The organism is Phaeobacter sp. JH20_02 (assembly GCF_048056915.1).
GTDB classification, from domain to species: Bacteria; Pseudomonadota; Alphaproteobacteria; order Rhodobacterales; family Rhodobacteraceae; genus Phaeobacter; species Phaeobacter bryozoorum.
Map to the genome: position 1 here is coordinate 1 of NZ_JAYMVP010000012.1, position 22,728 is coordinate 22,728.

Consider the following 22,728-nt stretch of genomic DNA (forward strand, 5'->3'; position numbering starts at 1 on the left):
CACCAGCGCTGTGAAAATCTATGTGGCCGGCCACCGTGGCATGGTGGGGGGCGCCATCCTGCGCCGTTTGCAGGCGCGCCGCGCGGCCGGAGACGACATCCAGCTGATCACCCGGACCAGCGCCGAGCTGGATCTGACCGATCAGGCCATGGTGCAGGCATTTTTTGCCGCAGAACGCCCCGATCAGGTGGTGCTGGCGGCGGCCAAAGTGGGCGGCATCCATGCCAATAACACCTATCCGGCGGATTTCATTTATGAAAACCTGATGATCGAATGCAATGTGATCCATGCCGCCCATCAGCATGGGGTTGAGCGGCTGTTGCAGCTGGGATCCAGCTGCATCTATCCCAAACATGCCCCCCAGCCGATGGCCGAAGCGGCGCTGCTGACGGATCGGCTGGAGGCCACCAATGAGCCCTATGCCATTGCCAAGATCGCGGGCATCAAGCTCTGCGAAAGTTACAACCGCCAATATGGTCGCGACTACCGCTCGGTGATGCCGACCAATCTTTATGGGCCGGGCGACAATTTCCACCCCGAAAACAGCCATGTTCTGCCGGCGCTCATTCGCCGTTTTGATGCGGCGGTGCGGGCGGGCGAGGATCATGTGACGATCTGGGGCACCGGCACGCCGCGGCGCGAATTCCTGCATGTGGATGACATGGCGGCGGCCTCGCTGTTTGTGCTGGATCTGGACCCGGCGACCTACCAGCGCGAAACCAGCCCGATGCTGAGCCATATCAACGTCGGCTGCGGGCAGGATATCTCGATCCTGGAGCTGGCCGAAATAGTGGCCGGGGTGGTGGGGTTTGACGGCGAGATCCGGACCAACCCGGAGCAGCCCGACGGCACCCCGCGCAAGCTGATGGATGTCTCGCGGCTGGCCCGGCTGGGCTGGCAGGCCAAGATCGCGCTGCGCGACGGGATTGCCCAGACCTATGCGTGGTATCTGCAGCAGGATCAGGCCAGCCTGCGCAGCAAATAACCTGCCCGCTGGCCATCGCCGCAAAAAAGGTCCAGAAAAGACAGGGAGATGGCCTGAAAAATGGGCAGAGATTTGCCTCAAACAGGTCAGATTAAGACCCGCAGACCGGTCGGAAAGGGACAGCTCATGATCACCCCCATTCTTCTGTGCGGCGGCTCGGGCACACGGCTGTGGCCGCTGTCGCGCAAAAGCTACCCAAAGCAATTTGTGCCCCTGGTGGGGGAGACCACGCTGTTTCAGGCCTCCGCCCTGCGCCTGTCGGGCGAGGGGTTTGCCGCCCCGATGGTGCTGACCAATTCGGATTTCCGCTTCATTGTCACCGAACAGCTGGCCGAGGCGGGCATTGATCCGGGCGCCATTCTGATCGAACCGGCGGGACGCAACACCGCGCCTGCGGTGCTGGCGGCGGCCCTCTGGCTGCGGGCGCGCGATCCTGACGGGCTGATGCTGGTGGCGCCCTCGGATCATGTGGTGCCCGATGCGGCGGCCTTTCGTGCGGCGGTGGCGGCGGCGGAACCGGCGGCGCGGGCAGGCCAGCTGGTCACCTTCGGGATCAAACCGGACCGGGCCGAGACCGGCTATGGCTATCTCGAACTGGATGGCGATCCCGGTGATTTCAGCCCCAAGGTGATCGGTCTGAAACGCTTTGTCGAGAAACCGGATCTGGCCACCGCCGAGGATATGCTGGCCTCCGGTCAGTTCCTGTGGAACGCAGGCATCTTCCTGTTTTCGGTGAAGGCGATCATCGCCGCCTTTGAGACCCATGCGCCGGATCTGATGGCGCCGGTGCAGGGCGCCGTGGATCAGGGAGAGCCGGATCTGGGCTTTCTGCGGCTGGACCCGGACGCCTGGGACGGGGCTGCGGATATCTCCATCGACTATGCGGTGATGGAGCGGGCAGAGAATCTCGCCGTGGTGCCCTATGCGGGCGGCTGGTCCGATCTGGGGGGCTGGGATGCGGTCTGGCGCGAAAGCGGGCCGGATGGCGATGGCATTGTCACCCAGGGCCGCGCCACCGCCATTGAGTGCAGCAACAGCCTGCTGCGCTCGGAGGATGACGGGCTGGAGGTTGTCGGCATCGGGCTGAAAGACGTGATTGCCGTGGCAATGCCCGATGCGGTGCTTGTTGCGCATGCCTCCCGCGCGCAGGACGTCAAACAGGCGGTCAGCGCGCTGAAGGCGAAATCCGCCCGCCAGGCCGAGGCCTTCCCCAAGGATCACCGGCCCTGGGGCTGGTTTGAGAGCCTGGTGGTGGGCGAACGGTTCCAGGTGAAACGCATCCATGTCCACCCCGGCGCGGCGCTCAGCCTGCAGAGCCATCACCACCGTTCGGAACATTGGATCGTGGTCGAAGGCACCGCCAAGGTGACGGTGGATGACAGGGTACAGCTGGTGAGCGAAAACCAGTCGGTCTATATTCCCTTGGGCGCGGTGCACCGGATGGAGAACCCCGGCAAGGTGCCGATGGTCCTCATCGAGGTGCAGACCGGCAGCTATCTCGGCGAGGATGACATCATCCGCTACGAGGATATCTACGCCCGCAAGTGACAACCGCCTGCCCTGGCTAACGGATCAGCCATTCCTCCAGCCCTTCGGCGGGGGTGTCCTGGCTGGCGGGCAGGGCGCGCAGGCGGATCCAGCGGGGATCGGTGGGCTGGCCTGTGCGCAGGCGCAGCCGGCCCAGAAGCCCGACCATGGCCCATTCCGCACGTTCGGCGCGGCTGCGATAGGGGCGGGTGGGGTCATAGGCCGGGTTGAGGCAGGGCGCGCCGCCGGCATCGCGCAGCATGGCGCCAAAGCCATCGCGCAGGCTGCGACCCTGCCAGCGCCCGCCGTCGTCATTGCCGAGGATCGACGGGGTTGTGGAAATCACCCCGATCGGCGTCTCGCCGGGGCTTGCGGCGCGGATCCGGTCACCCGCCATCACCACCGCGAGGCCGCGCCGGTCTTCTCCGTCCGGGTTGCCATCCTCCCATTCGAAGAATTCCGCATAATCCGCGCCACCGCCGGTCCAGGCGCCATCGCAATAGCCATTGCCATTCTGGGCCAGGCGGAACATCGCGCCGCTGCCATCGCCGGCGGTCAGATAATCCTGCGAACTGCCCGTCGCGGTGAGCGCCAGAAGCGTGCTGTCATCGCCGCTGATCTCCAGACGGGCACCGGGATCATAGGTGCCAAAGCCGGCACGTCCATTGGCGGATTTCAGCACCATGGCGGCCTCCCAATTGCTGCCATCGGGAGAGAGTTTCACGGTGAAATCGGTATTGCCCGCCAGCCCCATCTCGGCATGGCCTGTCCAGTTCGACTGAAACAGCAGGCTGGCGGTATCGCCGCCCGAGGCCTTGTTGATCTTCAGCTGGTGGCCGCCGCCATCATGGCTGAGCAGGCTGGCGGGGCTGCGCAGGGACAGGCGGTTGGTGGCATCGGCATCGGTGGCAATGCCCAGCCGGTCGAGCCGGTCGCCGCTCAGTGGCGGCAGCTGCCATTGGGTGCCATCCCAGACCCGCAGCGCCTGATCCGCCGGCACCCAGGCGCGCCAGCCGGGCTGCGGCGTCAGGAACTGCCAGGCGGCATCCTGCCAGATCGCCAGCCGCCCGCCCTGACCGGCCCAGGCATCGGCCGGGCTGTCGGCCAGCCCATAGGCCGCACCTTCGGCCGGGTTTGCGGGCGGGGTGGTGGCGTCAATGGCCTCCAGCCGCAGCTGCACCAGCGCATCCAGCATGCGCAGCGCCTCGTTATGGGTCACATGTTTCTGCGCCTGGGCGGGCATCAGATAGGGCAGGGCAAGAAGAGGGGTGGTCTGGGGCAGGGTGTCTGGGGTGATGTCTGGCATTCTGGCGGCTCCTGATCGCGGGGATGGCGCCAGAATGCCCCAGTCGGATCACCCGGCCCCTAAGGGGGCGCGCGCCCGCTCTGCAACACCCCTTTTGCGGGGGGGCGACTGTTTCCTCCGCGCCTGACCGTGGGGATTGTCTTCAATATGTAAACAATAGCCGCGTTTCTGCCCCATTCCCGTCCGCTCTGCCGCCGCCTCTCCCCGTGAGGCTGATCCTGCCCCCGGAAATGCAACTCCGGCGGGTCTGGTGATCAGGTAGCGCGGGAGCAACACAGATGGATCTACGATTTGCAGGACGGTTCGGAGCCAATGATCTGCTGCTGGACAGCGATCTGCGCGATCTGGAAATCCATCAGGGCACCAATGGCGCGGTGCAGCTGTTTGCGGTCAGCGGGCTGAATGGCGGCATTGCCAGCTACAGCCTGGGAGGCGGCACGCCGGTTCTGCGCGATACGGTCTATCATCGCGCGCTGGGGCTGGCGGGGGGCGAGGCGACCCTGGCCGAGATCGGCGGCGAGACGCGTTTGCTGGTCGAGGGCAGCACCCGCAGCGCCCTGGCGTTTCATCAGATCAGCGGCAATGGCCAGCTGTCGGCGCAGCAGCAGGACAGCCTGCCGGGGGCGGGGGCTGCGGGGCTGGACGCCACGGTGGTTGGCAGCCTGGGCAGCGGGGGATCGGTGGTCTACGGGCTGGCCAATGGCCGGCTGAGCGGCTGGCAGCTGGGGGCGGGCGGCGCGGAGGTGGCCAAGGCGGGCGGCGCGGCGGCCTATGACCGCCCCGGCGCGGTGGCGCTGGAGCTGGCGGACCTGGGCGGCGGCGCGCAGCTGCTGTTGCTGGCCGACCGGATTGAACAGGGGCTGCTGAGCTACCGGATCGATCCGCAGAGCGGCGCTTTGCAGGTGGCCGACAGCCTTGGCGCGGCGGATGGGCTGGGGCTGGCCGAACCGACCGCGGTGGAGAGCTTCTCCGCCTTTGGCAGCAGCTGGGCGGTGCTGGCGGCGGCGGGCAGCGGCTCGCTCAGCCTGATTGCGCTGGGGCGCGATGGTCAGATGAGCCTGAGCGATCATGTGCTGGACACCGCCGCCACCCGTTTTGGCGGGGTCACCGCGCTGGAGGTGGTCGAGGTCGCCGGCGAGATGCTGGTGCTGGCGGCGGGCAGCGACGACGGACTGGCGCTGTTTCGGATCCTGCCGGAGGGCCAGCTGGTGCATGTCACGAGCCTCGCCCATGCCAGCAATGCCGGCGAGGCCGGGCTGGGGCTGGAGAATGTCACCGCGCTGGCGGCGGCGGTGGTGGGGGGGGATCTGCAGATCTTTGCCAGCTCCGGCACGGCCGAGGGGCTGTCGCAGTTCACCCTGCCGCTGGCAGAGCTGGGCGATGTGATCACCACCGCCGGCGGCCGGATCAGCGGCACCGGCGCGGCGGATGTGCTGGCGGGCGGCATCGGTGCAGTGCTGAGCGGCGGCGCGGGGGCGGATGTCTTCGTGCTGCGCCCGGCCGAGGAGGGGCGCAGTGGCAGCCTGCGCATCAGTGATTTCGAGACCGGGCAGGACAGTCTGGATCTGTCGGGGTTTGACGGGCTGCGCAGCCTGGATGGGCTGCAGATCCGCAGCCGCAGCGATGGCGCCGTGATCACCCATCAGGCAGCGGATGGCAGCCGCACCGAGGTTGTGGTGCAAAGCGTCGATGGCGGCAGTCTGGATGCGGCGGATCTTTTTGCCGGGGGGTTTGTCTTTGCCGACCGGATGCTGCCCCCCGCAGAGGCGCCGGATCCGATGCGCTATGGCAGCGGCGGCGCCGACCGGATTGCTGCGCGCAGCGTCGGCGACCAGATCAACGGGCTGGGGGGCAATGACACGCTGCTGGGTGGCGACGGGCGCGACAGTCTCTGGGGCGATGCGGGCCATGACCGGCTGCTGGGCGGTCAGGGCGGCGACCGTTTGCGCGGCGAGGCGGGCAATGACGTGCTGCTGGGGCAGGGCGCGCGCGATCTTCTGGTGGGCGGGGCTGGCCGTGACACGCTGGATGGCGGACGCGGCGGCGACCGGCTGCTGGGCGGATCCGATGCGGATCTGCTGCGCGGCGGCGGCCAGAACGACCTGTTGCGCGGCGGTGCCCAGGGCGACCGGCTGCTGGGCCAGAGCGGCCGGGACAAGCTGTTTGGCCAGAAGGGCAATGACACGCTGGATGGCGGCGGCGGCAATGATCTTCTGGTGGGCGGCCAGGGTGCCGATGTCTTTGTCTTTGGGGCGGGCCACGGCAGCGACCGGATCCGCGATTTCACGCAAGGAGTGGATGTGATCCACCTTGGACGTCTGGCGCGGGCGGGCATCGCCGAGGATCTGGGGGATCTGCGCCTGCAGCAGCAGGGCGAGGATACGCTGATCCAGACCGGGGCGGGGGAGATCCTGCTGCTCGATCAGATCGCCGCAGACCTGACGGCCGATGACTTTATCTTCTGATCCGCTATCGGCTGTCGGAAATAGGCAGAGGGCCGCTCCAAGAGCAGGTTCCTGGACGTGCCCGGAACCTGCTCAGAGCTTGACGGGCCGGGCCCTCAGAACAGGATATCATCCGCCCTGAGATCCTCGAACGCGGTGTTCTGCAGGGTCAGGGACCAGCCGTTGTCATCCCGGATCACCAGATCGGCGTTGCGGATCTCGAGGTGATCCTCGCGCAGATCGGCAAAATTCAGCACCCCGGTGGCGGCGGACATGTCGATGCGATCTTCGGCCTGAAAATCAATCACCACATCGGCCCCTTGCGAAAACACAAAGACATCGGCGCCCTGGCCTCCTGCCATGCGGTCATTGCCCTCGCCGCCCTCCAGCCTGTCCTGCCCGGCGCCGCCTTTCAGCGTGTCACGCCCGGCGTTGCCGACCAGCGTATTGGCGGCCTCATTGCCGATCAGCAGGTCATCACCAGCCCCGCCCCAGGCGTCCTCGATCAGGTTGACGGTGCGCCCGTCTACCTGGACCGCGGCGGCCATGGCGACATTGTTCTCAAGACTGCCGATGGTGGAATACTGCCCCGGGCGCAGGTCGATCCGGCTGTTGCTGCCAAGATCGGAGGCGTCGATCAGATCCGCGCCGCCGGCATCCCAGATGGTCAGGCTGACATTGCGCGCCACCCCATCCGCACCGCGCAGCGTCATCTCATCCGCCCCGTATTGATAGGCCTGGCCGCCACGCCCGTCGCCGGCCCCGAAATAGCTGGTGGCATCGGTGCGGGTGCTTGTATTGGCGCCGTAGAGCGCCTGCAGCGCCTGCATGTCCCAGAGCATCGGGGTCAGCGCCCAGCCCTGCGCGTCATAGCTCAGATCCGCCTCGCCCGGATGGGCGACATAGGACATCACCGTGAACTGGCCGTTGGTGGCCGCGTCGCTGGGCTGCTCATTGGGATGACGCAGCCCCAGCGCATGGCCCAGCTCATGCAGATAGGTGTTCCAGCTGGTATGCCCCAGTATCGGGCCGATGCCCGGCACATATTGATTGGGGTTGCTGCTGTTGATCCAGAGATCCCCGGCCATAGAGGCCTCCGTGCCCAGATCATCTGCATCGGGAAAATTGGCGACAAAGCCAAAGAGACCGGTGTTGTCAAACCCGTAGCTGGCAAAGGCGATATCCAGCACATCCCCGGGTCCGGCAGGGGTGAGATTGACATTGGCGACCTCGTTCCAGGCTGCCACTGACTGTAGCATCAGCGCCTGTTGCCGCGCATCCATCGCAACAGAGGCGCTGGCCGGGATATAGCCTGCCCTGACAGCATAGTCGTCAAAGGCCGGGTCATAGGGGTAATAGCCTGGCACCTGGCTCACAAAGCCATAAGAGATCGTGTCATCCCCGTCGTGCCAGCCATCGGTGTTGCTGACCAAAAGGGCGCGGTAATCCTGATATAACGGCATGGGATCTGCTTTCCATCTGTAATGAAACAAGACTCACGTTAAACGTGCATATTGTAGATAAAGATCTCGCAATAGTAGATTTTTTGCCAGAGGCGGCATTCCCTTGGGTCACTCAGGGGAAAGGGGCACGGTGCCGCACCCCGCAAGGACGGCCGCGCGGCGGTACCCATGGCGGGCAGAGATCCGCACCTGGAACAGAGGCGCCAGAAATCCGCCTCTTTGTCCCTCCACCGTGGGATATCCGGGACACTGAGGGGAGGGCAGATTATAAGAGAAGCCCGCTCTGGCAGCGTGCGCGCAGGGGAGCCCAGCAGAGCGCATCCCTGCAGATTGAGGACAGGGGCCTGCCGGCTGATGCTTTCATCTTCTGACAGAAGGTCTGGCGATAGAGGGATCGGTGCTGAAGGCGGCGGTCCGAGGCGCCCTCAGAACAGGAAATCATCCGCCGCAAGATCACCGAATGCCGTGTTGAGCAGGGTCAGGGACTGGCCGTCCTGATCCCGGATCACCAGATTCGCGCCGTCTTCCTCAAGGTGGTTGTCGCGCAGATCGGCAAAATCCAGCACCCCGGTGGCAGCAGCCATGTCGATCCGGTCGTTGCCCTGAAAATCAATCACCACATCGGCCCCTTGTGAGAACACAAAGACATCCGCGCCCCGTCCCCCGGCCATGCGGTCATTGCCGCCGCCGCCTTCCAGCGTATCTTGCCCGGCGCCGCCTTTCAGCGTGTCGCGTCCGCGCCCGCCCTCCAGCAGGTCATGGCCTTTGCCGCCCTGCAGCCGGTCGCTGCCCTGCCCGCCGATCAGCACATCGCTGTTGCGTGCGCCGGCCAGCGTGTCGCGCCCGGCGTTGCCGACCAGCGTATTGGCGGCGCCATTGCCGATCAGATGGTCATTGCCGACCCCGCCCCAGGCGTCCTCGATCAGGTTGACGGTACGCCCGTCTACCCGGACCGCGGCGGCCATGGCGACATTGTTCTCAAGGCTGCCGATGGTGGAATACTGCCCCGGGCGCAGGTCGATCCGGCTGTTGCTGCCAAGATCGGAGGCGTCGATCAGATCCGTGCCGCCGGCATCCCAGATGGTCAGGCTGACATTGCGCGCCACCCCATCCGCACCGCGCAGCGTCATCTCATCCGCCCCGTATTGATAGGCCTGGCCGCCACGCCCGTCGCCGGCCCCGAAATAGCTGGTGGCATCGGTGCGGGTGCTTGTATTGGCGCCGTAAAGCGCCTGCAGCGCCTGCATGTCCCAGAGCATCGGGGTCAGCGCCCAGCCCTGCGCGTCATAGCTCAGATCCGCCTCGCCCGGATGGGCGACATAGGACATCACCGTGAACTGGCCGCTGGTGTCGGGGTTGTCGGGCTGCTCATTGGGATGACGCAGCCCCAGCGCATGGCCCAGCTCATGCAGATAGGTGTTCCAGCTGGTATGCCCCAGTATGGGTCCGATGTTTGGCACATATTGATCGGGGTTGCTGTTGTTGATCCAGAGATCCCCGGCCAGCGACGGGGTACGGCCCAGATCAGCCGGTTCGGGAAAATCGGAAATGAAGCCGAACAGCCCGTCATCGGCGAAATGGGCACTGGCAAAGGTCAGATCCGCCATCCCGCCCTCGGCGGGCATCAGGTTGAGATTGGCCACCTCGTTCCAGGCTGCGACCGCCTGCAACATCATCTGCCGTTCGGCGGGGTCCATGTTCACCGTCGCCCCCTCGGGCAGGTATTCTCCGCCGACGTCATAATCTCCCCAGATCGGGTCATAGTCGTAATAATCCGGCACCGAGGTGATGAACTGATAGCGAATGACGCCGGAGCCATCATGCCAGCCGGTGGCGTCATCTATCAAAACTGCGCGGTAATCCTGATATATCGGCATATCATCCCTGCCTGCTATGAGCCCGTTTCCGGGGAGCCTAGCAGGGCGCTGTGTCCAAACCTTTAATTGTTCATGAAATCCCATATGGCCCCGCTGTCAGGCAGCCGCAGAGTGGGTTGGGACCACAATATGTGCCTTTCCCGTGGCATCACCGGCGTCTGGGCGTTAGGACAGAGGACAGGACCACGGCAGCAGATCGGGGGGAGAGGACATGCAGATTGAGGACACGGACCTGCCGGGGGTGAAGATCCTGACACCGGCGCGGTTTGGCGATGCACGGGGGTTTTTCTCCGAATGCTGGAACCGGGCGCGGATGGCCGAGGCGGGGCTCAATTTCGATTTTGTGCAGGACAATCATTCGCTGTCGATGGAGCCGGGCACCCTGCGCGGGCTGCATTTCCAGGCGCCGCCCCATGCTCAGGCCAAGCTGGTGCGCTGCGGCCAGGGGGCGCTGTTTGATGTGGCGGTGGATATCCGCAAGGGCTCGCCCACCTATGGGCGCTGGACCGGGGTGGAGCTGTCGGCGGAAAACGGGCGCCAGCTGCTGATCCCGGCCGGGTTCCTGCATGGGTTCATCACCCGCCTGCCGCACACCGAGGTGCTGTATAAATGCAATGATTACTACGCGCCGGAGTGTGACGGCGGGGTGGCCTGGGACAGCTGCGGCATCACCTGGGGGTTTGACGGCAGCCCGGTCCTGTCCGACAAGGACGCCAAGGCGCCCCGGTTTGAAGATTTCGACAGCCCCTTCGTGTGGGAAGGATAAGAGATGAAGATTTTGGTGACAGGTGGGGCTGGGTTCATCGGCTCGGCCGTCGTCCGACTGGCGGTGGCGCGCGGCCATCAGGTGGTGAACCTCGATGCGCTGACCTATGCCGCCTGTCTGGACAATGTGGCGGCTGTGGCGGACAGCCCGCTTTATGCCTTTGAGCAGGTCGATATCCGTGATCGCGCCGCATTAGACACTGTTTTTGCCCGACATCACCCGGATGTGGTGATGCATCTGGCCGCGGAATCCCATGTCGACCGCTCCATCGACGGCCCCGGGGATTTCATCGAGACCAATATCACCGGCACCTATCAGATGCTGGAAGCGGCGCGGAAATACTGGAGCGAGGCGGGCCGCCCGGAGGCCTTCCGGTTCCATCACATCTCCACCGATGAGGTCTATGGCAGCCTGCCTGCCGACCCTGATGTGCTGTTCACCGAAGAGACCCGCTATGATCCGCGCTCGCCCTATTCCGCGAGCAAAGCCGCCAGCGACCATCTGGTGCGCGCCTGGCATGAGACCTATGGGCTGCCGGTGGTGCTGACCAATTGTTCGAACAACTACGGTCCCTTTCATTTCCCCGAAAAGCTGATCCCGGTGGTGATCCTCAATGCGCTGGCAGGCAGGCCGCTGCCGATCTATGGCGATGGCTCCAATGTGCGCGACTGGCTTTATGTGGAGGATCACGCCGATGCGCTGCTCTTGGTGGTGTCCGAGGGGCGCGTGGGGCGCAGCTACAATATCGGCGGCGAGAATGAGCGCAGCAATCTGGAGCTGGTCGAGACGCTCTGTGCGATCCTCGACGAGAAACGGCCCCGGGATGACGGGGGATCTTACAAGGACCAGATCACATTTGTGACCGACCGGCCGGGCCATGATGCCCGCTATGCTATCGACCCTTCCCGTATCCGCGATGAACTGGGCTGGCGGCCCAGCGTCACCGTGGAGGAAGGGCTGGCGCGCACGGTGCAATGGTATCTCGACAATGAGGCCTGGTGGCGCGCGCTGCAAAGCCGCGACGGGGTTGGCCAGCGGTTGGGGACGGGAAAGTGACGGCAGATAGACCACAAAGGGCAGCGCCCGAGCCTGGGCGGGTGCGAAGCGCCCTCCCGTGGGGAGGGTCGGGCGCTGCCCGGCCTAACGGTCGGGCGGTATTTCTTCCGGATAGCGCTCCCTCATGCTGACCGCGCATCTGCCCTCCGGCTATGTTCTGGCACGGCTGGCGCCTGAGAAGCACCGGCTGCTGATGCCCGCCGCGCTCATTGGCGCGGTGCTGCCGGATTTTGACATGCTGTGGTTCCATTTCGTGGATCAGGGCAGCATTCATCATCACCGCTATTGGGTCCATGTGCCCGCTTTCTGGGGGGCTATTGCGGCTCTGATTATGCCGGTTTTGGCCTTGTTTGCCCGCCCCCTGCTGCTCCCGGCGTTGGTGTTCTTTGCCGCCCTCTTCCTGCATATGGTGTTGGACACCATCGGTGGCGGCATCCTGTGGGGCGCGCCGCTTAATGATCATCTCTATACGCTGGTGGAGATACCAGCCAGCCAGCCTCATTGGGTTTTGTCCTTTCTGCTGCATTGGACCTTTGTTCTGGAACTGGCTATCTGGGCTACAGCCTTGTATCTATGGCATAAAGGAAGCCGTATATGATCCTCGTTTTTGGCAAGACCGGCCAGGTGGCGCGGGAACTGGCGGCGCATGATGATATTCTCTGCCTCGGCCGCGATCAGGCGGATCTCACGGATCCTGCGGCCTGCGCCGAGATGATCCGCGCCCATGCCCCTGCCGCGGTGATCAATGCGGCGGCCTATACGGTTGTGGACCGGGCCGAGGCGGAAGAGGACCTGGCCACGGTGATCAATGGCAGCACCCCGGGCGTCATGGCCGAGACCTGCGCCATGCTGGGCATTCCCTTTGTCACCCTCTCCACCGATTATGTTTTCGACGGCAAGGGCAGCAGCCCCTGGCACCCGGATGAGCCGGTGGCGCCGGTCAATGCCTATGGGCGGTCCAAACAGGCCGGGGAGGCCGCCGTGCGCCTGGCCGGGGGGGCTTATGTGATCCTGCGCACCTCCTGGGTGGTCTCGGCCCATGGCAGCAATTTCGTCAAGACCATGCTGCGGCTCGGCCAGGACCGCGACCGGATGCGTGTGGTGGCCGATCAGATCGGCGCGCCGACCCCGGCCCGGGCCATTGCGGCGGCCTGCGTGGAGATCGCCCGCCAGCTGATGACGGCGCCGGAAAAATCCGGCACCTATCATTTTGCAGGCCAGCCCGAGACCAGCTGGGCCGGGGTCGCCACCGAGATTTTCGCCGAGGCGAAACTCCCCTGTGCGGTGGCGGAAATTCCCAGTACGGCCTATCCGACTCCGGCGCGGCGACCGTTGAACTCACGGCTGGATTGCAGCACGCTGGAGAAGGTCTTTGGCATCACACGCCCGGATTGGCGGGCCGGGCTGAGGGATATTCTGAAGGATCTGGGAGCGCAGGCATGACAGCACGTAAGGGTATCATTCTGGCCGGTGGCTCGGGCACGCGGCTTTATCCGATCACCATGGCGGTCAGCAAACAGCTCTTGCCGCTCTATGACAAGCCGATGATTTATTATCCCCTGTCGGTCTTGATGCTGGCGGGCATCCGCGAGATCTGCGTGATCACCACGCCGCAGGATCAGGATCAGTTCACCCGGCTTCTGGGCGATGGCAGCCAGTGGGGCGTTCATCTCACCTATGTGGAGCAACCCAGCCCGGACGGTCTGGCACAGGCCTTTGTGCTGGCCGAAGAGTTCCTGGCCGGCGCCCCCTCGGCGCTGGTGCTGGGGGACAATGTGTTCTTTGGCCATGGCCTGCCGAAACTGCTGGCGGCGGCGGATGCGCAGACCAGCGGCGGCACCGTCTTTGGCTATCACGTGGCCGATCCCGAACGCTATGGCGTGGTGGATTTCGACGCCGAGGGCCGCGCCCGCGAGATCATCGAAAAACCCGCCGTGCCGCCGTCGAACTATGCGGTGACGGGGCTGTATTTCCTGGACGGCAGCGCGCCGCAGCGGGCGCGGCAGGTCACCCCCAGCCCACGTGGTGAGCTGGAGATCACCGATCTGTTGCAGATGTATCTGGACGAAGGCGCCCTCCGGGTGGAGACCATGGGCCGCGGCTATGCCTGGCTGGACACCGGCACCCATGGCTCGCTGCTGGATGCCGGCAATTTCGTGCGCACCCTGCAGGAACGCCAGGGGTTGCAGACCGGCTGCCCCGAGGAAATCGCCTATGAGGCGGGCTGGATCAGCGCCGACCAGCTGCGCACCCGCGCCGAGATGTTCGCCAAAAACGCCTATGGTGCCTATCTGGAACGGCTGCTGGACTGATCAGAGCGCGACACGGCTCCGCCTCAGGCGGGGCGCAGCAGCAGGCGCCGATCAGAGCACCCCGGCGCGGCTGAAGACGCCGAAGAAATTGCCGATGATATTGGAGATGGTCAGCGCGTCGTTCACTGGTGCCTCGGTGGCGATCAGCAGGTCGCCGGAATTGATCTGGAAGCGGCGGGCCGAGAACAACCCGTCGGCCGATGTGAGATCAAGGGTAAAGACCACCCGCGCCTGGCGCGGGCCGCGCTGACCGGGGGCAAGCGCACTGTCGGGGTATTCGCGCAGCACCAGCAGGCCCTGCGGATCGGCGCGGCTGTCCTGAAACCCGCCGGCAACCGACATCGCATCCATCGCCGACATCTGATCCTTGGTGAACGTGTGCAGATCCTCACGGCCGGTGGCGCCAAAGGACAGGAAATAGCGCGCATCCTCTTCCACAAACACCCGGTCACCGCCGCGCAGCAGCGTGTCGCGGCGCGGATCATTGAGCAAAGCCTCCACCGAGGTGCCATAGATGCTGCTGCCGCGCACCAGGCGGATCTGCGGGTTGTTGAGGCTGGCACTGATGCCACCGCCGGCCGCGATCAGCCCCATCACCGTGTAATTGCGATCGGGCATCGGGTAGGTGCCGGGGGTGGTGACGCCGCTGACCAGATCCACCGAATTGCTGCGGCCTTCGGTCATATCGAGCTGCAGCTGGGCTGAGGGAACAATGGTTTCCAGCTCGCGCTGCAGTTTTTCACGGGCCAGATCCGGGGTCAGCCCGTTGACGTTCACATTGCCCACATAGGGCATGAAGATGCTGCCATTGGCCGCCACCGTCACATCCTGCAGCTGCACCATTTTCTCTTCAGGCGAGGTCAGCAGGGAATTGTCGCTGCTGTCCCAGATCCGCAGGGTCAGCAGGTCGCCGGGCTGGATGATCTGGGTCTTGGCGCCTCGGGTGGCGCCGATCCATTTCAGCGGGCGCTTGCCGCTCTGGCCGCCGCCGCTCTGCGGTCCGGTTTCGGGCCAATGCGCCACGGTGGGCAGAAAGGCGCGGGTCACCGGATAAAGGGCAAAATCGGCATCCGCATCATCGGCGGTTTTCAGGATCTCTTCGCTGGCGGGAGCGCCACCGGGCAGGCGGCCACAGGCGGCCGGCAACAGGGCAAGGCCAAGAGCGGCAAGCAGGAGGGTGAGGCGGCGCATGAGAGTCCTTGTCCGAAAACGGCTTGATTTTTGTTCTCCGCAAGATACTGGGCATGCAGACTGCGTCAACCGCAAGGGCAACGGTAACAGGGGGGCTGATGCGTTTTCCACCCATATTGATCCCCGTATTGGCTCCGGTATTGATCATGGGCGCCTCGGGGCGGATCGGCGGGCTCCTGCACAGCCAGTGGAGCGGGCCGGAGCAGGGGCTGCGCTGGCAGCGCCGCCGCCCGCCTGTCGGGACCGGTCCCGACGGCCGGGGCTGGCATGTTTTCGAGCCGCTGGCAGAGCCCGAAGCGCTGCTGCAGGCGGCGGTGGGCTGTGCGGCGATCCTCTGCCTGGCGGGGCCGGTGCCCGGCGGCACGGCGGGCGGCGATCTGAGGGCGGGCCAGCTGGTGCAGCATCGCGACCTGGCGCTGGCTGCGCTGGAGGCCTCCGCGCGGGCGCGCGACGCAGGAGCAGGGACAGGAGCAGGGGCAGGGGCGCCACGGGTGCTGCTGGCCTCTTCGGCGGCGGTCTATGGCGCGACCCCCGGCCCGCTGCGGGAAGACACCCCGCTGGCGCCGCTGGCCCCCTATGGCGCCGCCAAGGCCGAGATGGAACAGGCCGCCTGCGCCCGCGCCACAGAGCTGGGACTGGATGTCACCCTGCTCAGGATTGGCAATATTGCCGGCTTTGATGCCATTCTTGGTGGCTGGCGGGCCGGGTTCTGCCTGGATCAATTTGCCGATGGGCAGACGCCGCGGCGCAGCTATATCGGCCCGCGGACCCTGGCCGAGGTGCTGGCCGCCCTGATCGCCAGCCCGGCGCTGCCACAGGTGCTGAACATCGCCCAGCCCGGGCTGGTGGCAATGGGCGATCTGTTGCAGGCGGCGGGGCTGGAGTTTGCCCGCAGGCCCGCGCCGGGTGACGCCATTGCCGAGGTGCAGCTTGACGTCAGCCGGCTGATCGGGCTTTTGACGCCAGAGCCTGCACCCGCCGCAGATCTGCCAGCTTGCCTGCCTGTTGCCACAGCGGCTGATCTGGTGGCCGAGGCGCGCGGACTGGGCCTGTTGTCCCCTTCCGTTTCCGATAAGGATCCCCGCATATGACCTGGCGCAAACGCCTCTTTGATCTCTTCTTTGCCAGCCTTCTGGTGGTGGTGCTGGGCCCGGTGCTGCTGGCGCTGATGGCCTGGCTGCTGCTGAAGGAAGGCCGCCCGCTGTTTTATGTGGCCGAGCGGATGAAGGGCGTCGATCAGCCCTTTGCCTTGTGGAAACTGCGCACCATGCAGGTGGTGGACCAGGATACCGGCGTCTCCGGCGGCGACAAATCGGCCCGCATCACCAAAACAGGCGCCTGGCTGCGCGCCCGGCGGCTGGATGAGTTTCCGCAGCTGTGGAACATCCTCAAGGGGGATCTCTCCTTTGTCGGGCCGCGCCCGCCGCTGCGCCAATATGTCGAGGCCAACCCCGACCTCTATGCCCGGGTGCTGAAATCGCGCCCCGGCGTCACCGGCCTGGCCTCGATCACCTATCACCGGCATGAGGCCGCCCTGCTGGCGCGCTGCACCACCGCCGAGGAAACCGATCAGGTCTATTCCCGCCTCTGCGTGCCGATGAAGGCGCGGCTGGACCTGATCTACCAGCGCCACCAGAGCATGTGTTACGATTTTGACCTGGTGTTTCAGACCATCGGCAACCTGTTCCGGCGCGGCTGAGAACAGGTCTGCGGGGATCCGATGATTCGCCCCCCGGAGCGGCCGTTTCCCGCCGGACGGGCCCATATCGCCCCCCCCCCCCGAGCGGCAGGGGACCCGCCACCTCCGCCACTCCGGCGGCACCGGGGCCTTCAGAACCGGCATCAAGGCTCGGGGCAGGTCACCGGCGCGGCAAAACGGGCAAATCACCGGGCAAATCACCGGCAGGCGGCGCTTTTTTGCTGGTTGCGGTTTTGTATTAGCCCCTAAATGGGTCTAAAGTGATCTTCGGATGACCTTTGGATGTTTCAGGCTGGATTTCCTGGACAGGGCCCGAAGGTTGGACCAAAGAAACATAGGCCCGCAGCCAGAGAGACCCAGCGCATGAGGGTCCGGGGACCTGCTGCGGGGATTGATAAAAACACATTTGAAACGATGTGCATCGGGGTGACTTCGGCGCGACATCGGGACATATCGACGGGCCGCCCCGGACTGCAGGCGGCCACCGGGGACTGGAAGCGGGGACGGCCAGGGATGTTCAATCTGATCAGTGCGCTGTCACGCAAACAGAAATCCTATATCTTTCTCACCATTGATCTCACCCTGATCCCGCTGGCGCTGTTCCTGACCTTTCTGGTGCTGCCGCTGCCGGGATCGGCGCTGGCCACCTTGGCGGCCATGCTGCCGGTGCTGCCCTATGTGCTGGCGCTGGCGGCGGCGGTGGCGCTGTGGCTGGGGCTGCCCAAGGTGCAGCTCAACGCCTATGAGCGCCATGCCGTCGGGCTGACCGCGCTGCTGGCCTCGATCACCGCCGCAGCCACGGCGGGGCTGACGCTGCTGTTTGGCCCGGATCTGCCGCCCGGCACCCATGTGGTTTTTGCCACCACCTATTTTCTCTGCCTTCTGGCCGCGCGGGCGCTGCTCTATCAGGTGGTGGTGGCGATCTACCGGCGCGCCCAGCCGCGCTGCCGGGTGCTGATCTACGGGGCCGGCACCACCGGCGCCCAGCTGGCCCAGGCGCTGAAGGCCCATGACGGCATTGATCCTGTCGCCTTTGTCGATGACAATACCTCGCTGCAGGGGGTGACGCTGGTGGGGCTGCCGGTGTTCCCGCCCGCCCGCATCGCCGAGCTGGCCGAGGCCCGCCAGGTCAAACGGGTGCTGCTGGCGATGCCCTCGCAGAGCCAGCCGAAACAGGCCCAGATCATTCAGCGCCTGCAGCGGATCGGGCTGGAGGTACAGGCGCTGCCCTCCTTTGCCCAGCTCATCGGCGAAGAGGCGCTGGTGGACAAGCTGACACCCGTCGCGCCGCAGAATTTCCTCGGTCGGGCCACCCGCGATGTGCCCCTGCAGGAGGCCAGCGGGTCCTATCAGAACCGGGTGGTGCTGGTCTCCGGCGCCGGCGGGTCCATCGGCTCCGAACTCTGCCGTCAGGTGCTGGCCTGCCGGCCGCGCAAACTGGTGCTCTACGAGCTGTCGGAACTGGCGCTTTACACCATCCATCAGGAGCTGGAGCAGCAGCTGGAAGGCACCGGTATCGACCTGGTGCCGGTGCTGGGCTCGGTCACCGATCCGCGCCAGGTGCGCATGGTGCTGGCCGATCACGGCGTGCAGGTGGTGCTGCATGCGGCGGCCTATAAACATGTGCCGCTGGTGGAGGCCAACCCGCTGCCCGGTCTGGCCAATAATGTCTTTGGCACGCAAACCCTGGCCCGCGCGGCGGCGCGCAGCGGGGTGGAACGCTTTATCCTGATTTCCTCGGACAAGGCGGTGCGCCCGACCAATGTGATGGGCGCCTCCAAGCGGATGGCGGAACTGGTGGTGCAGGATCTGGCCACCCGCAATCCCGGCACCATCTTCACCATGGTGCGCTTTGGCAATGTGCTCGGCTCCTCGGGGTCGGTGGTGCCGCTGTTTCAGGAGCAGATCAGCCGCGGCGGGCCGGTCACCGTCACCGATCCGCGCGTCAAACGCTATTTCATGACCATCCGCGAGGCGGTGCAGCTGGTGCTTCAGGCCGGCGCCGAGGCGCTTGGCGGCGAGGTCTTTGTGCTCGACATGGGCGAGCCGATCTCGATCCTGCAGCTGGCCCGTCAGGTCATCGAAAGTGCCGGCTATTCGGTGCGCGACGATGAGGATCCCGACGGCGATATCGCCATCGAGATCATCGGGCTGCGCCCCGGCGAAAAGATGCAGGAAGAGCTGACGCTGAGTTCGGACCTGATCACCACCCGCCATCAGAAGATCTTCTGCGCCCGTGAGGCGGTGCTGTCGGAAATCGAGGTCGCCGCGCTGATCCGCGGATTGCGCCAGGCAGTGGCAGCAGGAGACGAAGGCGCGGCCCGGGCGCTGATCAAACGCTGGGTCGAGGGCTACCGCACCCCCGAAGAGGCGCGCAAGACCTCCTGACGACCCGGTGTCCTGTCACAGCGCCCGTCGCGCTGACGGACAGCGCCGACAACCGGGGATGGCAACTGGGGGCGGGAACTGGGGAGCGGTCATCGGGAGGAATGCGCAGACACTATAGTTTGCCGGTCACAGGTCGATCTCCGGCAGGCGTCGGCGCTGGCCAGATCGTTGATCCGCCTGCGGCTTTTGTGGTCTAACCGGGCCAACCGCGCCCCCGGGGCGCAGAGCTGCGGATCGGCCCGCCGATTCTCGGACCCTCCGAAGCCCCGACCAGACAACAAGGCAGCCCGCCCGTGATCTTTGCTCTTCGATCTCTCCGCGCTTCGGTGCTTCTGCCCTCTGCCTGTGTGGCTGTGCTGGGTCTCAGTCCGGGTCTGGGTGCAGGGGCCGCACAGGCGCAGGATGCGCTCACCGCGCCCAAGCCGGAGGCCCCGCGCTTCAAACCGCTGCCCGCCCCCAGCCTCAATTTCTACGGCTCCCCCGGTCTGGTGGACATGCCAAGCGCCGAAATGCTGCCGGACGGGCAGTTTGCCGCCACCTATTCCTGGTTTGGCGGTCAGGCCCGCTACAATCTGACCTTTCAGGCCACGCCCTGGCTCAGCGCCGCGTTCCGCTACAATGGCATCCAGACCAATGGCGCGCAGATTGCCGGCTTCTCCACCTATTATGACCGCGGCTTTGACGTGCGGCTGCGGCTGCTGCGCGAGGGGCGCTATCGTCCGGCCGTGACCCTGGGCCTGCAGGATTTTGCCGGCACCGGGATTTATGCCGGCGAATATATCGTCGCCACCAAGAATTTTGACACCCCCGCCCTCAGCCATCGCAGCGGGGCCGGGCGGCTGAAGCTGACCGCCGGTCTGGGCTGGGGACGCCTGGGCACCAGCGGATCCATCGGCAGCCTGGCCGGCAGCAGACCGGGGTTCACGGCCGGCAGTACCGGCGGTGAACTGTCCTATGACCAGTGGTTTCGCGGCGAGATGGCGCCTTTTGCAGGCATCGAATGGCTGCCCAATGACCGCTGGGGGCTGAAGGCGGAATATTCCTCCGATGCCTATGTGCTGGAGACCGGCGCTCCGAATGTGTTTGAGCGCAAATCCTCCTTCAGCTTCGGCGCCGAATACCAGGCCAGACCGGGGCTGCGGCTGGGGGCCTATTACCTCTATGGCTCGGAACTGGGGGTGACCGCGCAGATCCAGCTCAATCCGAAACACCCCCCCCAGCCGATGCGGGTGAGCGCGCCGGTGCCGGTGGCGCCGCGCAGCAGCTGGGCCACCGAGGAGGCCCATTGGAGCCGCGACTGGGCCCGGAGCACCCGCGCCAAGACCACCCTGCGGGATCTGATGAGCGCGGCGCTGCAACAGGATGGGCTCATTCTTGAAGCGCTGACCCTGCCCGCAGATGGCACCGAGGCCGAGCTGCGCTATCGCAATCCCCGCTACCGCGCCCAGACCCTGGCCATCGGCCGCGCCGCCCGCGCCATGGCACGGCTGCTGCCGCCCTCGGTGGAGACGCTGAAAATCGTGCCGATGCGCGGTGGGCTGGCGCTGTCGCAGGTGGTGATCCGGCGCAGCGATCTGGAGGCGCTGGAACATCACCCCGACGCCACCGAGGCGCTCTGGGCGGTGACCGGCCTGCAGGAGGCAGGCCCGCTGGCCGGGGAGGCGCTGGTCGCGCAGGATCTCTACCCGGCGTTTTCCACCTCCATCAGCCCCTATACCGCGCCGTCCTATTTTGACCCGGATCTGCCGTTCCGGCTGGATGTGGGGGTGGATCTGAAGGCCTCTTATGCGCCCGCCCCGGGCTGGCGCATCGCGGGCACCCTCCGCCAGCGGGTCTGGGGCAATGTGGCAGACGGGCGCGCCTCCAATTCGGTGCTGCCACGGGTGCGGACAGATGCGAGGGAATATGCCCAATTCGGCACCACGCTGAAAAACCTCTATGTCACGAAGCAATGGCAGATGGGGCGGGATCTCTATGCCCGCAGCACCGTCGGCCTGTTTGAAAGCATGTTTGGCGGCGTCTCGGGAGAGCTGCTGTGGAAACCGGTCTCCAGCCGTCTGGCGCTTGGGATTGAGACCAACTACGTGGTGCAGCGCGATTACGATCAGCGGCTGTCGTTTCGCGATTACAAGACCTTCACCGGCCATGCCTCGGCCTATTACCAGCTCGACAAAGGCTACCATATGCAGGTGGATGCCGGGCGCTATCTGGCCGGCGATTATGGCGCCACCTTCAGCCTGGACCGCGAATTTGCCAATGGCTGGCGGGTCGGCGGCTTCTTTACCCTCACCGATGTCTCCTCCGAGGATTTTGGCGAAGGCTCCTTTGACAAGGGCTTCCGCTTCAGCATCCCGCTGGACTGGCTTCTGGGCAAACCCAGCCGCAATACATTTGGCATGGTGGTGCGCCCGACCCAGCGGGATGGTGGCCAGCGGGTGCATGTCCCCGACCGGCTTTATGGACAAATCCGCGAGGCCCACCGCGCGCAGCTGACCCGGCAACGGGCGAGGATCTGGGAATGATGATGTCTGCAACGGGTCACCCCCGGGGGCGTCTGGCCCCGTTTGTCGCCCTGCTGGGGCTGCTGGCGCTGACCGCCTGCAGCCGCGGACCGGACGCGCCGCCCCTGCAGGTCGAACTGCTGCGCAACCTGTCGGACCGGGTTGGCGCCCGGCTGGCCGGGCGCCGGGCGGATCCGGCCGCGCGCCCGCCGCTGACCCGCGCCGGTCTGGATGAGATCAAGGACCCCTATATCGAGGTCACCATCGAGAAAAACGGCGTCTTTGCCTATCTGTCGCGCCAGCAGCTGCGCCGCGATGACAGCCCCGGCACGGTGGCGGTCTGGCGCACCGAGGATAATATCAGCCTGACCCTGCGCAACGGCGTTCTGGTGGCCACCCGCAACCTTGGCAATGACATCCTGTCCAGCTCCGCCCTGGTGGCGGGGGAGACCGGTGGACCTCTGCGCAGCGGCGCCCGGCGCTATCATATCCGCGGGCTGGACAATGACGCCTGGCAGCTCGACATGCTCTGCAGCCGCCGCGATCTCGGGGCTGATCCGGTTGTCATTGTGGAGCTGCGCTACCCGACCCGCCACATCGAGGAACGCTGCCAGCCCAGCCAGCCGGGGCGCGGCGGCGAGATCGTCAATGACTACTGGGTAGATTCGCGCAGCGGCCGGGTCTGGCAGTCGCGCCAATGGGCAGGCCCCAATGTGGGCTATCTGCGCATCCGTCAGCTGACCACCGGCGGCTGATCCGGCCCCGGAGGCTATGAAAAACAGGCGGTTTGGAGCCAGATCCGCCCAAATGAGCGATATCTCGGCAACGTCGGAAAAAAAATTCCAGTCCCCGGGATATTGCTGCTAAAAGCTGCGTTGAATTCAAAGGGTAACTCACCTACTCTCAGCACAACGGTCTCCAAAGGAGTTTTGGATTATGAACAAGTTCTTCGCAGCAATCGCTCTGGCCACCCTGGCCACCACCGCCTCCGCTCAGGAAGAAGGCACCCCGACCCTGCTCGGCGGTACCGGCCTTGAGCAGGGCACTCTGATTGCAGGCGGCGTTGCCGCTGCGGTCATTCTGGGTGTGATCCTGAACGACGACGACGAAACCAGCACCACCACCACCACCAACTGATCGCCTGCGATCTGATGGGGTGCGGCAGGATCTGACCTCCGCCCGGCGCGCCTGAGCAGGGCAGGGTGTGGATCTC

At 65.5% G+C, this 22,728-nt stretch carries 18 protein-coding genes; 14 read left to right on the plus strand and 4 right to left on the minus strand.

The genetic code is table 11. From position 1 onward, the window contains the following. Together fcl and VWY34_RS03415 are read left to right on the plus strand one after the other, a co-directional pair. On the plus strand, positions 1-985 hold a 985-nt coding region (gene fcl / locus VWY34_RS03410; RefSeq protein WP_416544416.1), incomplete at its 5' end, for a GDP-L-fucose synthase. Positions 986-1,111: 126 nt separating this feature from the next. Then, positions 1,112-2,533, plus strand: coding sequence for a mannose-1-phosphate guanylyltransferase/mannose-6-phosphate isomerase (locus VWY34_RS03415; protein ID WP_416544415.1), 1,422 nt, complete (start codon positions 1,112-1,114; stop codon positions 2,531-2,533). A gap of 16 nt (positions 2,534-2,549) precedes the next feature. Here VWY34_RS03415 and VWY34_RS03420 read toward each other — a convergent pair whose 3' ends face one another. Continuing rightward, a complete protein-coding gene (locus VWY34_RS03420; protein ID WP_416544414.1) occupies positions 2,550-3,818 on the minus strand; it encodes a DUF2793 domain-containing protein in 1,269 nt (422 codons plus the stop codon). A 278-nt stretch (positions 3,819-4,096) separates the two neighbouring features. Between VWY34_RS03420 and VWY34_RS03425 the strand changes: the two genes are divergently transcribed. Next, positions 4,097-6,283, plus strand: coding sequence for a calcium-binding protein (locus tag VWY34_RS03425; RefSeq protein WP_416544413.1), 2,187 nt, complete (start codon positions 4,097-4,099; stop codon positions 6,281-6,283). Between the two features lie 95 nt (positions 6,284-6,378). On the opposite strand, the gene VWY34_RS03430 is transcribed toward VWY34_RS03425, so the two are convergent. Beyond that, the gene (locus VWY34_RS03430) at positions 6,379-7,725 is read right to left on the minus strand and encodes a M10 family metallopeptidase (protein WP_416544412.1); all 1,347 of its coding nucleotides are present in this window, start codon (positions 7,723-7,725) and stop codon (positions 6,379-6,381) included. 425 nt (positions 7,726-8,150) lie between these two features. Next, positions 8,151-9,602, minus strand: coding sequence for a M10 family metallopeptidase C-terminal domain-containing protein (locus VWY34_RS03435; RefSeq protein ID WP_416544411.1), 1,452 nt, complete (start codon positions 9,600-9,602; stop codon positions 8,151-8,153). Positions 9,603-9,813: 211 nt separating this feature from the next. On the opposite strand from VWY34_RS03435, the gene rfbC reads away from it, so the two are divergent. From rfbC to rfbA, 5 genes are all read left to right on the plus strand, one after another. After that, complete coding sequence (gene rfbC, locus VWY34_RS03440) at positions 9,814-10,368, plus strand: dTDP-4-dehydrorhamnose 3,5-epimerase (RefSeq protein ID WP_416544410.1); 555 nt, start codon at positions 9,814-9,816, stop codon at positions 10,366-10,368. A 3-nt stretch (positions 10,369-10,371) separates the two neighbouring features. Further along, positions 10,372-11,424: a dTDP-glucose 4,6-dehydratase gene (gene rfbB, locus VWY34_RS03445; protein WP_416544409.1), complete on the plus strand. Its 1,053-nt coding sequence runs from the start codon at positions 10,372-10,374 to the stop codon at positions 11,422-11,424. A gap of 124 nt (positions 11,425-11,548) precedes the next feature. Continuing rightward, entirely contained in the window at positions 11,549-12,022 is a 474-nt protein-coding gene (locus VWY34_RS03450) for a metal-dependent hydrolase (RefSeq protein WP_340547815.1), read from the plus strand. Continuing rightward, a complete protein-coding gene (rfbD, locus tag VWY34_RS03455; RefSeq protein WP_340547816.1) occupies positions 12,019-12,867 on the plus strand; it encodes a dTDP-4-dehydrorhamnose reductase in 849 nt (282 codons plus the stop codon). Before VWY34_RS03450 ends, rfbD begins: the two co-directional genes overlap by 4 nt. Beyond that, positions 12,864-13,736, plus strand: a complete 873-nt coding sequence (gene rfbA, locus VWY34_RS03460) for a glucose-1-phosphate thymidylyltransferase RfbA (RefSeq protein ID WP_340547817.1) — start codon at positions 12,864-12,866, stop codon at positions 13,734-13,736. Before rfbD ends, rfbA begins: the two co-directional genes overlap by 4 nt. Before the next feature lie 51 nt (positions 13,737-13,787). Here the strand turns inward: rfbA and VWY34_RS03465 are convergent, their stop codons facing one another. Further along, positions 13,788-14,927 carry a polysaccharide biosynthesis/export family protein gene (locus VWY34_RS03465; RefSeq protein ID WP_416541048.1) on the minus strand — a complete coding sequence of 380 codons (1,140 nt, stop codon included), beginning with the start codon at positions 14,925-14,927 and terminating at the stop codon, positions 13,788-13,790. A 98-nt stretch (positions 14,928-15,025) separates the two neighbouring features. Here VWY34_RS03465 and VWY34_RS03470 point away from each other — a divergent pair, with 98 nt between their 5' ends. The 6 genes from VWY34_RS03470 to VWY34_RS03495 all read left to right on the plus strand — a co-directional run bounded on the left by VWY34_RS03470 (position 15,026) and on the right by VWY34_RS03495 (position 22,652). Further along, positions 15,026-16,018 carry an NAD-dependent epimerase/dehydratase family protein gene (locus VWY34_RS03470; RefSeq protein ID WP_416544408.1) on the plus strand — a complete coding sequence of 331 codons (993 nt, stop codon included), beginning with the start codon at positions 15,026-15,028 and terminating at the stop codon, positions 16,016-16,018. After that, on the plus strand, positions 16,015-16,626 hold the full coding sequence (locus VWY34_RS03475) for a sugar transferase (protein ID WP_340547821.1): 612 nt from the start codon (positions 16,015-16,017) through the stop codon (positions 16,624-16,626). The genes VWY34_RS03470 and VWY34_RS03475 overlap by 4 nt, the downstream gene beginning before the upstream one ends. A gap of 513 nt (positions 16,627-17,139) precedes the next feature. Continuing rightward, the gene (locus VWY34_RS03480; protein WP_340547822.1) at positions 17,140-19,014 is read left to right on the plus strand and encodes a polysaccharide biosynthesis protein; all 1,875 of its coding nucleotides are present in this window, start codon (positions 17,140-17,142) and stop codon (positions 19,012-19,014) included. A 347-nt stretch (positions 19,015-19,361) separates the two neighbouring features. Further along, positions 19,362-21,536 carry a YjbH domain-containing protein gene (locus tag VWY34_RS03485; RefSeq protein WP_416544866.1) on the plus strand — a complete coding sequence of 725 codons (2,175 nt, stop codon included), beginning with the start codon at positions 19,362-19,364 and terminating at the stop codon, positions 21,534-21,536. Next, positions 21,533-22,270 (plus strand): YjbF family lipoprotein, encoded by a 738-nt coding sequence (locus tag VWY34_RS03490; protein WP_416544854.1) that lies wholly within the window; start codon positions 21,533-21,535, stop codon positions 22,268-22,270. Before VWY34_RS03485 ends, VWY34_RS03490 begins: the two co-directional genes overlap by 4 nt. Before the next feature lie 181 nt (positions 22,271-22,451). Continuing rightward, on the plus strand, positions 22,452-22,652 hold the full coding sequence (locus VWY34_RS03495; RefSeq protein WP_416544855.1) for a hypothetical protein: 201 nt from the start codon (positions 22,452-22,454) through the stop codon (positions 22,650-22,652). The last annotated feature ends 76 nt before the right edge of the window (positions 22,653-22,728 follow it).